This window comes from Streptomyces sp. NPDC001941, from assembly GCF_040296945.1.
Taxonomy (GTDB): domain Bacteria; phylum Actinomycetota; class Actinomycetes; order Streptomycetales; family Streptomycetaceae; genus Streptomyces.
Genome location: NZ_JBEOYE010000047.1, coordinates 10,825 through 26,702, shown reverse-complemented (window position 1 = coordinate 26,702; position 15,878 = coordinate 10,825). Strand labels below are relative to the sequence as shown.

General features: G+C 75.1%; 6 protein-coding genes. 2 read left to right on the top strand and 4 right to left on the bottom strand.

Annotated elements, in window-relative coordinates; translation table 11 throughout:
* The first annotated feature begins 231 nt into the window (after positions 1 to 231).
* A complete protein-coding gene (locus tag ABT160_RS27770; RefSeq protein ID WP_351650561.1) occupies positions 232 to 1,221 on the top strand; it encodes an ArsR/SmtB family transcription factor in 990 nt (329 codons plus the stop codon).
* A gap of 269 nt (positions 1,222 to 1,490) precedes the next feature.
* Here the strand turns inward: ABT160_RS27770 and ABT160_RS27765 are convergent, their stop codons facing one another.
* Complete coding sequence (locus tag ABT160_RS27765; protein WP_351650560.1) at positions 1,491 to 2,954, bottom strand: amino acid permease; 1,464 nt, start codon at positions 2,952 to 2,954, stop codon at positions 1,491 to 1,493.
* Between the two features lie 156 nt (positions 2,955 to 3,110).
* Between ABT160_RS27765 and ABT160_RS27760 the strand changes: the two genes are divergently transcribed.
* A complete protein-coding gene (locus ABT160_RS27760; RefSeq protein WP_351650559.1) occupies positions 3,111 to 3,713 on the top strand; it encodes a phosphoribosylanthranilate isomerase in 603 nt (200 codons plus the stop codon).
* A gap of 75 nt (positions 3,714 to 3,788) precedes the next feature.
* Here the strand turns inward: ABT160_RS27760 and ABT160_RS27755 are convergent, their stop codons facing one another.
* Genes ABT160_RS27755 through ABT160_RS27745 form a run of 3 tightly spaced genes read right to left on the bottom strand, consistent with a single transcriptional unit; the run spans position 3,789 to position 15,831 of the window.
* A complete protein-coding gene (locus ABT160_RS27755; protein ID WP_502984317.1) occupies positions 3,789 to 11,222 on the bottom strand; it encodes a MupA/Atu3671 family FMN-dependent luciferase-like monooxygenase in 7,434 nt (2,477 codons plus the stop codon).
* A 26-nt stretch (positions 11,223 to 11,248) separates the two neighbouring features.
* Positions 11,249 to 14,533, bottom strand: coding sequence for a type I polyketide synthase (locus tag ABT160_RS27750; RefSeq protein ID WP_351650557.1), 3,285 nt, complete (start codon positions 14,531 to 14,533; stop codon positions 11,249 to 11,251).
* On the bottom strand, positions 14,530 to 15,831 hold the full coding sequence (locus ABT160_RS27745) for an MFS transporter (RefSeq protein WP_351650556.1): 1,302 nt from the start codon (positions 15,829 to 15,831) through the stop codon (positions 14,530 to 14,532). Before ABT160_RS27745 ends, ABT160_RS27750 begins: the two co-directional genes overlap by 4 nt.
* Positions 15,832 to 15,878: the final 47 nt, after the last annotated feature.

Genomic DNA, 15,878 nt, shown 5'->3' with positions numbered 1-15,878 from the left:
AATGGTCCGGACCGCCGCTCCAGGGGCACCCGAGCGACCGTCGAGCTCCCCTCGGGGCGGGACGCGATCCGGCCCGGGCCCGCCCGGGGGCGCTGCGTCGGCCCGGGCCGGTGTGGCACGGTGCTCGCGCGCGTGCGTGTGTTGACGGGCACAGGTAACGCGGACGGGTCCCGGGGTAAGCGCGCGTCGGCGGGACGACGTCCGCCGGCGTCGACCGGGGAGGGCAGATCGGTGTTGCGGATCCACTTCACCAGCGAGGACCTGCGCCGGGTCGTGGTGGCCGACGAACCCGACCCCCTCTGGGACGTGCTGCTCAGCCTGCACATGCTCCAGGAGCGGGACACCTCCCTGACCTTCGACGAATGGCGCCGCAGGACCCGCGCCGCCAGCGCCCCGCACGCCCGGATCCTGGCCGAACTCGCCCGCCCCTGGGGCTACTCGCCCGACTTCCTCACCCCCGGCCGGGGCGACCTCTGCTTCGAGGAGCAGCTCGACCGGCTGCTGTGCACCCCGCGCCGCCGCCTGGGCCGCGACATGCACCGCCTCGCGGACGAGACGCCCCTGTCGCCGTGGGCCAAGGCCCTCGCCGTCGGCGACGGCGCGGCGATGCGCCGCCTGGGCACCGCGCTCACCGAGTACCGCAGGACCGCCCTCACCCCGTACGAGGACATCACCCGCGTCCACGTCCTGGCCGACCGCGAGCGGCGGGCCGCCTCGCTGCTCGCCGGGGGCGTCGACCAGCTGCTCGCCGAGCTGCACCCCAGGATCCGGTGGAACCCGCCGGTCCTCGAACTGCCCGTCTACGCCGACCAGGAGGTCCACCTGGAGGGCCGGGGCCTGGTCCTGGTGCCTTCGCTGTTCCTGCGCATCCAGCCGATCACCCTGCTCGACCCGGAGATGCCGCCGGTCCTGGTCTACCCGCTGCCGCCGCGGGTCGGCTGGCTCAGCGCCGACAACGGGCGCGAGGGCGGCGCCCCGCAGCCCCGGGACGTCCTGGTCACCTTGCTCGGCCGCACCCGGGCGGCGGTCCTGGAGGCCGCCGCCAACGTGGGCACCACCACCGAGCTGGCCCGCAGCCTCGGCGTCGCGCTGCCGGTGGTCAGCCGGCACACCGCCGTCCTGCGGGAGGCCGGGCTGCTGGCCACGCACCGGGACGGCGGGACGGTGCGGCACAGCGTCACCGGCCTGGGGCTCGCCCTGCTCAACGGCCGTCTGCCGTAGGTCCCGAGGGGGCCGTGGGCGCCCGTGCGAAGCGGAACGGGCCAGCGGGTTTGCCCTGCCAGGCAAACCGTGGAGACCGGCGTCCGGGTCCGTCACAGTGAGGGCAGGACGGGCCGCCGCCCAGCGCGGGTCGCCGTGGTGGAGTCAGTACAGGGGTCTGACTCGGCCACGGTGACCCGGCCGAACGAGCCGCCGGCCCGCGCGCGTCGCAGCCGAGGGGGACACCCGGACTCCGCGCGCGGGCCCGGCCACCACGACCCGCGGATCCCCTAGGGCCTCGCCTTCTCGTGCGCCGCGATCGCGCGCACCCGCCCCCGTACCGCGTACCAGCCCGCCACCAGGGCCACCGTGATCGGGACGAGCAGCAGGACCGTGTCACGGCCCGGTCCGTCCGTGTCGAACCAGAGCATCACGATCACCGCGAACAGGAAGGCGATCGTGACCAGCTCGATCCAGGGCGAGCCCGGCAGCCGGAACGCGGGCCGCTCCACGAGGCCCTGGCGGGCCCGGCGCACGAACATCAGGTGGCAGAGCATGATCATCACCCAGGTGCTGATGACGCCGAGCGAGGCGATGTTGGTGACGATCGCGAACGCCTTGTCCGGCAGCCAGGCGTTCAGCCCCACCCCGATCAGCGACACGAACGACGTCAGCAGGATGCCCGCGTACGGGACCTGGCTGGCGCTCATCCGGGCCGTGAACGAGGGCGCCGAGCCCGCCACCGCCATCGAGCGCAGGATCCGCCCGGTCGTGTACAGGCCCGAGTTCAGGCTGGACATCGCCGCCGTGAGGACCACCAGGTTCATGATGCCGCCCGCCGCGGGCACGCCGATGTCGGAGAAGACGGTGACGAACGGCGACTGCGAGGCCGAGTACGACGTCCACGGCAGCAGCAGCGTCAGCAGGACCACCGACCCCACGTAGAACAGGGCGATGCGCCACACGATCGAGTTCACCGCCTTCGGCACCACCGTGCGCGGATCGGCGGTCTCGCCCGCCGTCACGCCGACCATCTCCACGGCCGCGTACGAGAAGATCACCGTCTGCGTCACCAGGACCACCGGGAGCAGGCCCAGCGGGAAGAAGCCCCCGTGGTCCGTGATCATGTGCAGCCCCGGCACGTCCCCGTCCACCGGCGAGCGCGACGCCAGCAGCCAGGTGCCCACCGCCAGGAACGCCACGATCGCGGCGACCTTGACGATGGCGAACCAGAACTCCATCTCGCCGAAGCTCTTCACCGACACCAGGTTCACGGTCACCACCACCGCCAGCGCGACCAGCGCGAGCACCCACTGCGGCACCGAGGTGAACGCCGACCAGTAGTGCACGTACAGTGCGATCGCCGTGATGTCCGCCATGCCGGTGGTCGCCCAGTTCAGGACGTACATCCAGCCCGCGACGAACGCGCCGCGCTCGCCCAGGAACTCGCGCGCGTAGCTGACGAACGACCCCGACGAGGGCCGGTACACCACCAGCTCGCCCAGCGCCCGCACCACGAAGAACGCGAACACGCCGCACACCAGGTACGCCAGCGCCAGGCCCGGGCCCGCCTTGGCGAGGTTCCCGCCCGCGCCCAGGAAGAGGCCGGTGCCGATGGCGCCGCCGATCGCGATCATGCTGATGTGGCGCGGTTGGAGCGTCTTGCTGTACCCGCTGTCCCCGGGGTCCGGCAGCCCGGTGTCCAGCGGTTCGGCGTGTTCCTCGGCCGGGGTCGGGGAGGCGTCCTTGGTCACGGGGCTGCGACTCACCTTCGTGTGGAACAGAGGGTGGCCCATCGGTCACCCAGCGGAACCGACACCCTAGGGCGGCGGCCGACCCGCGCTCCGGTGACTCGCGGCCCCGTTCGACCCGCCCCACCGTTTCGAGCGGACTTTTGATTGGATCGGGGCATGAGCGATCTCTTCGTCAAGATCTGCGGGCTGCGCACCCCCGAGGACGTCGACACGGCCGTGCGCGCGGGCGCCGACGCCGTCGGCTTCGTCTTCGCCGAGAGCCCCCGGCGCGTCGACGCCGCCGCGGCCCGGGCCCTGGCCGCGCGGGTCCCCGAGCACGTCCTGACCGTCGGCGTGTTCCGCGGGCAGCCCGTCGAGGAGGTCCGCCGCCTCGCCGAGGAGAGCGGCATCCGCGCCGTACAGCTGCACGGCGACGAGGGCCGGCCCCACTACGAGGCCCTCGCCGGACACGGCCGGCTGCTCCTGCGCGCCACCGCCGCCGGCTCCGCACCCCTGCGCTGCGGCGACCTCGGCGAGGACCTGCTCCTGCTCGACGCCCCCGAGCCCGGCTCCGGCGCACCCTGGAACTGGGGCTCCCCGGACTTCACCGCCCCCGAGGGCCGCTGGCTGCTCGCCGGCGGCCTCACCCCCGCCAACGTGCGCGAGGCCGCGGAGACCACCGGCGCCTGGGGCGTCGACGTCTCCAGCGGCGTGGAGAGCTCCCGGGGCGTGAAGTCGCCCCGGCTCATCGAGGAGTTCCTGGCGGCGGCCCGGGGGTAGACGACGGACAGGGAGCGCGCCGCCCGGGGCCGCTCACGCTCTGGGACGGGCGGCGCGCCCCCGCGCCGCGCGCCCTCACCCGTGGAGCGCCGTGCCCACCTCCCGCGCCAGCAGCTCCACGTACCGCGCCGCCCAGCCCTCGACCGTCGGCCGGTCCCACAGGTCCGTCGGGAACGACAGGTACCCCGCGAGCACGTCCCCGACCGGGATCAGCCCCACCACCAGGTCCACCCGCGCCACCGGCGCCGTCAGGTCCTCCACCGCGACCGTCACGCCCGGCAGGTCCAGGTCGGCGCGGGTCGAGCTCTGGTAGGCGAACGCCAGCGGCAGCTGGTCCGGCATCGGCGCGCCCGTGCGCTCCCGCAGCACCGGGGCCACCTGGCGCGGCGCCAGCGCGTGGTCCAGGCACTCCGCCGCCGTCACGCCCACCCGGTCCACCAGCTCCCCGAACGGCTCGCCCGGCACCTCGCGCACCCGCAGCGCGTACGACGCCGCCGTGCACGCCACCAGCGACTCGAACTCCCGCCGCTCCCGGTTCGCGTACGAGATCCCCAGCAGCACGTCCGGCTGCCCGGCCTCGCGCGCCAGCAGCCGCCCCAGCGCCGCCACCGTCACCGTGAACGGCGTCGTCGCCCGCCGCGCCGCCAGCCGCTCCACGTCCTCGCGCACCCCGGCCGGCACCGTGAACGCCACCATGTCGCCGTCCTGCCCCGGCCGCTCGCCGCGCGGCCGGTCCAGCGGCAGCGCGTGCGCGAAGGAGGCGCCCGCCAGCTCCCGCAGCCAGAAGGCCAGGCGCCCCTCGTCCGCCGCCGGATCGGGCCGCTCCCGCTGCCAGCGCGCGTACGCCGACACCTGGAACGCCTCCGGCAGCGGCTCGCCGGGCACGCCCGACACCTCCTCCGCGTACAGGACGGACAGTTCCTCGAAGACCCGTGACAGCGCCCATCCGTCGCAGGTCGCGTGGTGCGGTACGAACATCAGCGTCCAGGACCGCTCGCCGCGCCGCAGCAGCCGCAGCCTGGGCGCCGCGCTCACCAGCACGTCCAGCGGCGTCTCCGTGCACTCCGCGCTGACCCGCTCGACCTCCGCGTCCCGCTTCACCGCGTCCAGGCCCGTCAGGTCCTCCACCGCGAGCTCCACCGGGACGGGCCGCAGGACCTCCTGCACCCACGCCCCGTCCCGCCGCGCGAACCGCGACCGCAGCCCCTCGTGCCGGGCGAACAGCCGCGTCAGCGCGGCCCGTAGCGCCACCACGTCCAGGGCGCCCTCGAAGGACAGCCGCAGCGCCACGTTGAAGATCTGCGGCAGCGGGTGCGCCAGGTGCGCGTCGAGGAAGCCCGCCTGCTGGAACGTCGCGGGCGCCACCTGCTCCAACTCCACCGCGTTCTCGGCCAGATGGTCCGCCATGTGCCCCAGCGTCGGCGTCCGGTAGACGCGCGCCATCGGGTACTCGACGCCGAACTCCTCGCGGACTCGGTTCACCAGGCGGATCGCGGTGATCGAGTGGCCGCCCAGGTCGAAGAAGGACGTGGCGGGCGTGAGCGAGGCCGGATCGACGCCGAACTCCTCGGCCCACAGGGCGGTGACGCGGTGCAGGGCGCCGTCCGCGCGCGGCCCGGGACGACGGGGCCCGGGGATCCGAGGTCCGGGGTTCTGTGGTTCAGGGGTCCGTGTGTCGGGGGTCCGTGTGTCGGGGGTCCGCGGTTCGGGGTCCTCCTCGTACGCCTCTCCCGCCGTGCCCCGCACCGCCGCCGTCAGGTCCGTCTCCGGCAGCGCCGCGCCGTCCACCTTGCCGTTGCCCGTCAGGGGCAGCGCCGTCAGGACGGCCCAGGCGCGCGGCACCAGGTGGTCGGGGAGGAGCGTGGCGAGTCGGCCCGCCAACTCGTCGGCGACGGGCCGGTGTTCCGCTGCCGCAGTGCCCCGCGTCCCGTGCGGCACCACGAACGCGGCCAGGTACGCCTCGCCCCGGCTGTCGCGCCGCGCCACCACCACGGCGTCCCGCACCCCGTCCAGCCCGGCCAGCGCGCGCGACACCTCCTGTGGCTCCACCCGGTAGCCCCGCACCTTCACCTGGTCGTCCGTGCGGCCGCGGAACTGCAGGACGCCCCGTGAGGTCCAGCGCACCAGGTCGCCCGTGCGGTAGCGCCGTGCGCCCGGGCCGCCGCCGGGGTCGGGGGCGAAGCGCGCCCCGGGCCCGTCCTCCGGCTCGTCCAGGTAGCCGCGTGCGACCCCGGGCCCGGCGACGTACAGCTCACCGACCGCACCGACCGGGACGGGGGCGCCCGAGGCGTCGAGCACGCTCAGCCGCACGTTGTCGACGGGGCGCCCGAGCGGGATCTCGCCGTCGTCCGGCCCGGCCGGGCGGACCGTCGCGGTGGTGCACAGGACGGTCACCTCGGTCGGCCCGTAGACGTTGACCGTCTCGTACGCCGCCTCCGGGCGCGGGCGCACCCGCATCACGTCGCCGCCCAGCAACAGGGCCCGCAGTGGCGGCTGTTCGGCGGCGGGCAGCCGCAACACCGCCTCGCCCAGGGCCGTGGGCAGGATGCTGAAGGTGGCGCGCCGCTCGGTGTACCAGCGGGCCAGGGCGAGCGGATCCGTGCGCACCGCGTCCGGCGCGATCACCAGCGAGGCCCCCGAGGTGAGCGCGGGCCACACCTCCAGGACCGCCGCGTCGAAGCTCTGGCCGCACACCACGGCCGACCGGTCCGCCGCCGTGAGCCCGAACCGCCGGTGCGCCCAGCGGCAGCGGTCTACCACGGCCCGGTGCGGCACGGCGACGCCCTTGGGGCGGCCGGTGCTGCCCGAGGTGTGGATGACGTAGCAGAGGCTCTCGGCGTCCGTCGCGGGAGCCGTGCCCACGTCGCCGTCCGGGGGTTCCGTCGCGTCGGGGGAGACCGCCACCACCCCGTCGGGCAGGGCGAGTTCGGCGACGCGGTCCGCCGGGGCGACGACCGTACGGGCGCCGCACTCGGCGATCAGGCTGCGCGCGCGGGGCAGGCCGAGGGAGGGGTCCAGCGGGACGTACGCGCGCCCCGACCGCAGGACCGCGAGCATCGCCACCACGAGGTCCACCGAACGCGGCAGCCACAGGGCGACCGTCGGGCCGGGGCGTTGGTTCAGCACCCGCACCAACTGATCAGCTTTGTCGGACAATTGACGGTACGTGAGTTCCCGCACGCCGTCGTCCACCGCCGGGCGGTCCGGTCCGGCCGCCACCTGGCGGGCCACCAGCTCGTGCACGGTGGCGGCGTCCCGGGCGGGGACGACCGGACCGCGCGTCCAGGCGTCCGGCACCGGATCGCCCTCGGCGACACTCGCGCGCAGCCGGGACAGCGGTGCGCCGGGGTCGGCGACGCCCGCCGCGAGGAGGCCGCGGAAGGTGGTGAAGAAGCCGTCCACGGTCCCGGCGTCGAACAGGTCAGTGTTGTACTCCAGGTGGCAGAGGATCCCCTCGGGCCGGTCCGTGAAGTGCACGGCGAGGTCGGACAGCGCCTTGTCGGGCCCCGACGCCAGGGGCGTGACCCGCACCCCGGGCAGGTCGAAGTGGAAGGGGTCGGCGCGCTCGAAGTCGGCCAGCGTCTGGAACACCGGGGTGCGGTCGGTGCCGCGCGCCGGGGCCAGTTCCCGCACGACGGTCTCGAACGGCACGCCCGCGTGGTCGTACGCGTCGAGCGCCGTGCCCCGCACCCGGCCGACCAGCTCGGCGAACGACGGGTCGCCCGACAGGTCCAGGCGCAGGGCCAGGGTGTTGAGGAAGAGGCCGACCACTCCCTCGGCCTCCTCCGGCCGGTCGGAGGTGGGGACGCCGACGACCAGGTCCTCCTGGCCCGTGACGCGGTGCAGCATCGCCGCGTACCCGGCGAGCAGGGTCATGAAGAGCGTGGCGCGGTGCGCGCGGCCGAACGCCCGTGCCCCGGAGGTCAGTTCGGTGTCCAGGTGGTGGAAGGCCGCGCGGCCGTTCGACGTCATCGGGTCCGGCCGGGGCCGGTCGAGCGGCAGGGCGAGCACCGGGAGCAGACCCGCGAGCCGTGCCCGCCAGTGGGCGATGTCCGCGCGGGCGCCGTCGTCCGGAGCCGCGGCGCGTGTCGCCAGGACGCGCGCGTGATCGGCGTAACTGCCTGTCAGGTCCGGGAGTTCGGCCGTCGTGCCCTCGCGCCCGGCCCGGTAGAACGCGGCGAGGTCCCGCACCAGGACCGTGGCGGACGACGCGTCCGCCACGATGTGGTGCAGGGACAGCACCAGCACGTGCTCCTCCGGCGCGAGGCGCACCAGCCGGGCCAGGAACAGCGGGCCGGACGCCAGGTCGAACCGCCGCGCGCTCTCCTCGGCCCGCACCCGCTCCACCGCGCCGCGCGGGTCCGCGGCGGCGTCGACGACCGCGAAGTCCGCCGCCGTCGGTGTCAGTGTGATCTGCTCGGGCCCCTGCGGGCCGTCCCGGAAGACCGTCCGCAGGCACGCGTGGCGGGCCACGAGGGCGTCCAGCGCGCCCCGGAGCGCGGCGGCGTCGAGCGGGCCCTCCAGGCGGATGGCCTTGACCTCGTTGTAGGCGGTGCCGCCCGGGTGCAGCCGGTCCGCGAACCACAGGCGCAGCTGGGCGGGGGAGAGGGGCGCGGGCGCGGCCACCCGGTGCGGCGCGGACCGCGCGTGCGCCGGTGCCGCACCGCTTCCCCCGGGGCGTTCCGCGCGCTCGGCGTGCTCCGTGTGGCGGCGGCGCAGGCCGTCCAGGTGGACCAGGCCCGCGCGCAGCGCCTCCGGCGGCACCCCGAAGTCCACCAGCGACACCACTTCGTCGACGCCCGCGTCCCTGACCGCGTCCACCACCGGGGAGACGCCGTCCACGGAGCCGATGAGGGCGCGCTGGTCGCAGTAGCGGTCGTAGGCGCGCCGGAAGAGCGTGTCCAGGTCGTCGGCGCTCATCGACGCGAGGTCCACGTGGTGGCCCAGGCTGTTGGTGAAGCCGCCGAACAGGGACAGCGAGGCCCTCATGTACCGGGAGAGCGGCTCGTACGCGTCCCGGCGCGCCGTGGCGTGGTCCGCCGCCAGGTAGGTGTGCAGCAGCACCGCCACCCGCCCCGCGGCCGGGTCGAGGCCCTGCCGGGCCCGGGCCGCCCGGTAGCGGGCGACGTTCTCCGCCAGCTGCTCCACGGTCTGGGTCATCAGGTTCGTCACCACCCCCAGGTCGTGGCGCCCCGCCGCCTCGAAGGAGGCGGGATTTCCCACCACCGCCGTGTGGAACGGCGGCGCGTCCTGCACCGGCCGGGGGAACAGCCGCACCTCCGCCTCGCCGTCCCCCGAGGCACGCCGGAGCGCCCCGCCGCCCCACAACTCCCTTACCTGGGCGAGCTGTTCGTACATGACCTCCTTGTGGCGGCCGTACCGCTCGGGGAAGAAGACGAAGTCGTTCGCGTGCCAGCCGCTGGCCACGCCGATGCCCACCCGGCCGCCGGAGAGGTTGTCGACCATCGACCACTCCTCGGCGACCCGGATCGGGTCGTGCAGCGGCAGCACCACGGAGCCCGCGTTGAGCCTGATGCGCTCCGTCTCGCGGGAGAGGGCCGCCGCGAGTACGGCGGGGTTGGGGAAGAGGCCGCCGAAGGAGTGGAAGTGCCGCTCGGGCATCCAGAGTGCGTGGAACCCGTGCCGGTCCGCGAACCGCGCGGTCTCCAGGAGGGTGTCGTACTTGCCGGGCCGCGACCCGGACCCTGCCCCGCCCACGGACCCGGATTCGTCCTGCGGGTAGTCGCCGAAGAAGTACACGCTGAAGTCGGGGGCCGGGCGGCTCGGTGGCGGGGCGGGGGCGGGCTCCGGAGCGGGCTCGGGCTCCCGGGCGGGCTCCGTGCGGGTGGCCGCCTGGACGGCGGTCGTGTTCCAGGGCACGGCGACGACCCGGGGCCTGTCGGACGGGACCGGCTTGGGCGGCCGCCCCTGTGCCGTGGGGCCGGCCGTCTTCCGGGCCGACGGGAAGAACCCGGCCGTACGCAGTTCCCGCAGCGACCCGCGCACCGCGTCCACCACCCACTCGACGTCGGCGTCGGTGTGCGCGGTGGAGAGGAAGAAGTTGCGCCACTCCCACACGTGCACGCCCCGCAGCAGCAGATGGGGGTAGAGCAGCTCCATGTCCGCCCGGTGCTCGAAGCGGAACTGCGAGCCGTAGTGGGCGACCCTCAGCGGGAACTCCTCCGCCTCGAAGAAGGAGTTGAGCTCCCCGGCCATCGCATCCGTACGGGTGTTGAGCCGGTTCTGGAGTGTCGGGCTGTGCTCCTTGAGGTGGGCGAGCACCGCGCGCGCCGCCACCATCGACACCGGGTGCTGGAGGTACGTACCGCCGAAGAAGGTGGTGTCGGCGGGCGGGTAACTGGCGTCCCCGTAGCTCCAGTGGCCGCCGTCCACCCCGTCCATGAGGTCGGCGCGGCCCGCGATCGCCCCGATGGGGAAGCCGCCGCCGAGCAGCTTGCCGTAGGTCGCCAGGTCCGGCACCACGCCGTACAGCTCCTGCGCGCCGCGCGGTGCCGGGCGGAAGCCCGTCAGCATCTCGTCGAAGAGCAGGACGATCCCGTGCCGCGCCGTCAGCTCGCGCAGCCGCCGGACGAAGTCGACCGGCCGCAGGCCCGGATCGCGGCTCTGCACGGGTTCGACGACGACCGCGGCGATCCGCGACGCCTCCCGTTCGATCTCCGCGAGCGCGGCGTCCGAGCCGTAGTCGAGGACCAGCAGGTCGGCGACGGCGCTGAGCGGGATGCCGGACGAGACGGGCACCGTCCCGGGGTCCCGGCCGCCGGACGAGCGGCCCAGGACGTTGTCGGCGTGCCCGTGGTACGCGCCGGTGAACGTGACGACCACGTCCCGGCCGGTGGCCGCGCGGGCCAGCCGGATCGCGGCGGAGTTCGCCTCCGTGCCGGAGGTGGCGAACGCCACCCGCTCGTGCCCGGTCAGCTCGGCCAGCAGCTCCGCCGCCTCGCCCGTCTCCGCCGCGCGCGGGCCCAACTGGATTCCCCGGGACAGGTGTTCGCGCACGGCCTCGGTGACGAAGTCGGGATCGTGGCCGAACAGCAGCACCCCGAAGCCCATGGTGATGTCCACGTACTCGTTGCCGTCGACGTCCACCAGCCGCGCCCCGCGCGCGCTGCGGCCCACCAGCGGGTACAGCATCTCCTTGGTGGCGCTGCGGAACCCCACCACCGCCCGGCTGTCGGCCAGCACGCGGCGGTGGCGCTGGGCGAGGTCCTTGGAGGTCGGGGTCCTGGCGTTGAACCGGCCAACCAGGTCGTCCAGATGGGCCCGCCGGCCCGCCTCCGCACCGGCGCCCACCATGCCGGACGCGCGGGGCACGGTGACCCGGGGGCCGTGCACGACCGGGGCCGCCGCCGGGGCGTCGGCGGGTGCGGGCGCGGCCTGCGGCGGAACCTGCGGTGCGACTCGGGCTGCGGACTGCGGCGGAACCTGCGCTGCGGTCTGCGGTGCGACCTGCTCCATCTGCTCGGCGATGCGGCGGGACAGCGCCGCCATCTCCGCCAGCTTCTCGTCCAGGGACGTCACGGGGTCACCCGGCCGGTCTGGTCCGGCCTCACGCCCTGCCCGTTGAGCTGTGCGGCCGCCGAAGCGGCCTGGAGCGTGAGCAGTTGGGAGAGCTGGGTCATCATCTGCACCTGGACGGCGGTCACGTGCTCCAGCTTCCTGGTCAGCTCGGCGACCTCCTCGCGCGTGGCGTACGGGGAGGGGGCGGCGGGAGCCGGGGCCGTGGCCCCGCTCTCAGGACCGCCGTCCGGGAGGCGCGGGGCTTCGGGAACGAGACCGCCGTCCGGGAGGCGGGCGGCTTCGGGAGCGAGACCGTCCCCCGGGAGGCGGTCGGCGATCAGGCGGGCGAGCTGTCCCGGCGTCCCCGTCTCCTCCAGGAGTTCGCGCATGGTCACCTTCACCCGGTACCGCTGCTCCAGCTCGCGCAGCATGCTGATCATCAGCAGGGAGTCGGCCCCCAGGTCGAAGAACGACGTGTCCCCGGCGATCTGCGCCGGATCGTGCTTCAGGTGCCGTGCGGTCGACTCGACGACACTGCGCAGCACCTGCTCCACCTGCTCGCTCACGGTCGCTCCGTTTCTCGGTGGTGTGGGGACGGCCGGGGCCGTGGGAGGGGGGCCCGTCCAGTGCTCGGTGTGCTGGAACCGGTAGCCGGGCAGCGGGATCCTCCCGCCGCCGCTGCCCGCGAGGAGCGGTCCCCAGTCGAGATCGGCTCCCGTGCGGTGCAGACTGGCCGCCGCGCCCCACAGGGCGGAGAGCCCGGTGGAGCGCCGCAGCGACGGGAGGGCGGCGAGGCCGGGCAGCGCGCGGCGCGCGAGCCCGCTGAGCGTGGTGTGCGGGCCGATCTCGACCAGGGCGGCCGGTCCGTCGTCCGCGTCACCCGGTGGGGCCGCCAGGGCCGCCAGGACCAGGTCGAAGCGGACCGGCTCGCGGGCGTGGAGCAGCAGGTGGTCGGGGCCGGGCGTCCAGCCGGGTTCCCGCACCACCCCGTCCACGGCGCTGATGAAACGCGTCTCGACCGGGCGCGCGGCCACCGCGTCCACGGCCGCCTCGAGTCCGGGCAGGGCGGGTTCGACCGCCGACGTGTGGAAGGCCCGGTCCACCGGCAGCGTCCGCGCGGGCACCGCGCGCGCGTCGAGCAGGGCGCGCAGCCGCGCCACCGCCGCCACCGGTCCGGCCAGCACCTGGCTGTCCGCGCCGTTGGTCACGGCCAGTTCCACCCCGGGCACCTCGGCGGCGAGCGCCGACGCGTCGGTACGGGACAGGGCCACCGCGACCATCGCGCCGGGCGCGCACCGCTCGCGCATCAGGCGCCCGCGCAGGGCGGTGAGGCGCAGCCCGTCGTCGAGGCCGAGCGCGCCCGCCGCGTACAGGGCCGCGTACTCGCCCACGCTGTGCCCGGCCACGACGGCGGGCCGCACGCCGCACTCCCGCCACAGCCGCACCAGGGCGCACTGGAGGACGTACAGCGCGGGCTGCGCGGCGTCGGTGGGCCATGGCCGGTCCGGGTCCTCGCCGGACGGGCCGCCGGTGCCGGCGAGGAGTGCCGCCCGCAGCGAGCCGCCCGGCACCACCTCCCCGTACAGCCGCTCGCAGTGGTCGACGACCTCGCGCACGACCGGGAAGCGCTCGTGGAGGGCGCCCGCCATGCCGGGGTACGGGCTCGCCTGGCCGGTGAAGAGGAATCCGGGGCGCCGACCTGGTTTCCGCTCCGGCAGCGCGCGGTCGCCGGCCAGCCAGGCCTCCAGCGCCGCCGCGAACTCCGGGGCGCCGGATCCGCGTACCGCAAGCCGGTGCCGGTGGTGGCGGCGGCCCAGGGCGGCGGTGAGGACCAGGTCGGCCGGGTGCCGCCCCGGCCTCGCGCGCAACTCGCCCGCCAGGGCCCGGGCGTTGTCGGCCAGGGCCGCCGGGCTGCTGCCCGACACCAGGAGGACGTCCGGCGGCGGTACGTCGGCCGTACGGGGGCGGGGCGGCGGCGCCTGCTCCAGGACGAGGTGGACGTTGGTGCCGCCGACGCCCAGGGACGACACCCCGGCGCGGCGCGGCCCCCCGACGTCCGGCCAGGGCAGCACGGTGCGCGGCAGCCGGAAGGGGCTGTGCTCCAGGTCCAGGAGCGGGTTGGGCGTGTCGAACGCGGCCAGCGGCGGGATCACCCCGTGCCGCAGGACGAGGAGCGTCTTGATGAGCCCCGCGATGCCCGAAGCCGCGTCCAGGTGGCCGATGTTGGACTTCAGTGCGCCCACCGCGCAGCTGCCGACGGGCACCCCGTCCTCGCGGAAGGCGGCCCCCGCCCCCGCGAACTCGATCGGGTCGCCCTTGAAGGTCCCCGTGCCGTGGGCCTCGAAGTAGCCGATCGAGTCCGCCCGCACCCCGGCCCGGTCCAGCGCCGCCCGGATCGCGGCGCGCTGCCCCCGCGCGCTCGGAGCCGTGAACGCGGCCTTGCCCGCCCCGTCGTTGTTCACGCCCCAGCCCCTGATCACGCCGTGCACGGTGTCGCCGTCCGCGAGCGCCCGGGCCAGGGGCTTCAGGACGACCGCGGCCACGCCGTTGCCGCCGACGGTGCCGTCCGCCGCGGCGTCGAACGCACGCAGCCGCCCCGACCTGGAGAGGATGGAGCCCTTCACGTACCGGTAGCCGAGCACCGCGGGGACGTGGACGGCGACGGCCCCCGCCAGCGCGATGTCGCAGTCGCCGAACAGCAGCGCCTGGATGGCCTGTTGGACGCCCACCAGGCTGCCGGAGCAGGCGGTCTGCACATTCACCGCGGGTCCTGTCAGGTCCAGCCGGAAGGCGGTGCGGGTGGCGGTGTAGTCGGCGTAGTTGCCCACCAGGACCTGCATGCGGGAGAGCCAGTCGTCGGCGGCCTGCTCCGGCAGCACGTTGTTGAGCAGGTAGTTCTGCATCGCGTACAGGTGGTAGCCGGTGGAGGCCCACACCCCGATCCGGGTGCCGCCGCGCTCGTCGGGGTACCCGGCGTCCTCCAGGGCGTGCGCGGCGCACTCCAGGAAGAGCCGCTGCTGGGGGTCGGTGATCCGGGCCTCGTGGCCGCTGACGCGGAAGTGCTGCGCGTCGAAGCCCGCGATGTCGTCCAGGGACGCGCCCGCGCCCACGAAGTCCGGTGCCCTGTAGTGCTGTTCGGGCACCCCGGCCGCCGCGAGCTCGGCCTCGGTGAACCGGGAGACGCGCACCTCCCCGTCGCGCACGACGCGCCACAGCTCCTCGGGTGTGTCCGCGCCGGGCAGCCGGAAGGCCGTCCCGATGACGGCGATCCCCAGGTCGCCGCCCGGCCCGCCGTACGTCATGGTCCGGCCCCCTCCGCGACCGAGGCGCCGGGCTGTCCCCGCCCGGGTTCCGCACCGCCGGGCCCCGGGGATCCGCCGCCGTCCCGGCCGGTCGCGCGCAGCCGGGTCAGCAGGACCAGCATGGCCACGCACAGCAGGATCGCGAGCCCGTGGAAACCGGCCACGACCGACAGCGGCGGGAAGTGTTCCAGGAGCGCGCCGCTGACCAGCATCCCCAGGCCGAACCCGGCGTTCTCCACCGACGCCGAGAGGCCGAAGAGCCGCCCCCGCCGCTCGTCCGGGGCGGCCTGCAGCCGCGACACGTACACGACCTCCGTGAACCCGTCGGCGGCGCCCGCGACCAGGGCCACGGCGAGCGTCGGCAGGGTCGGCAGACCGGTGAACACCACGATGAACGCCGCCGACATCACGCACGCGCCGACCGCGAACGCCCGCTCGCCCGGGGCGGAGGAGGCCCTCCTGCCCAGCCGTGCGAGCACCTGCTGCGCGAGGATGCAGCCCACCGCCCAGACCGCCCAGAACTGGCTGATGAACGTGGCCGGATGTGACGGGTCGAGGCTGTCGGAGTACAGCGGCAGGGCCACGTTGTGCGAGGACGAACCGAGCCCGTCCACCGCGCGCACGGCGATCATCGCGGCGAGCAGCGGCGCCGCACGCGGCAGGGTGCGCAAGGCGAACTCCCTTCCGGAAGCGCCTGCTTGATCGCCTGAATCCTCCTCGGCGGGCCGGGCGTCCCCGGACTTCGCGCGCGTGCGCACCGGCAGCAGCGCGAGGACCGTGGCCGACACGACGAAGGACGCGGCGTCCAGGACGAAGGCGGTGGTGTACCCGAACCGGGCCACGACCACGCCCGAGGACGCGAAGCCGGCGATCATGGCGAGCGAGCGCCCGGTCACCAGCAACCCGTTGGCCCGGGTGCGCAGTTCGGGCCCGACGATCTCGGGCACCGCACTGCGCAGCGACACCTGGGAGAGCGTCGAGCAGGCCCCGGACACGACCGCGAGCGCGAACACCAGGGCCACCCTCGCGCCCCCGGGTGCCAGGATCAGTGCGAGGAGCGCCGCGGCTTGGGTGAGGTCGGCGCCGACCATCAGGCGCTTGCGGTCGTGGCGGGAGGCGAGCCGTCCGCTGGCGAAACCGGAGGCGACGCTGGTGCCGAGGCGTACGGCCATGAAGAGGCCGGCGAGCAGCGCGCTGCCCGTCGCGTGGTAGACGAAGACGTTCAGCGCCACCATGTTCAGGTAGCTGCCGTACGCCGAGATGCCGTTGCCCGCGGCGAGCAGACGGAAGTGCCTCATGCGCGTTCCCTCACGGTCGGCCTCGGGGGTGTGTGCCGCCTTGATCT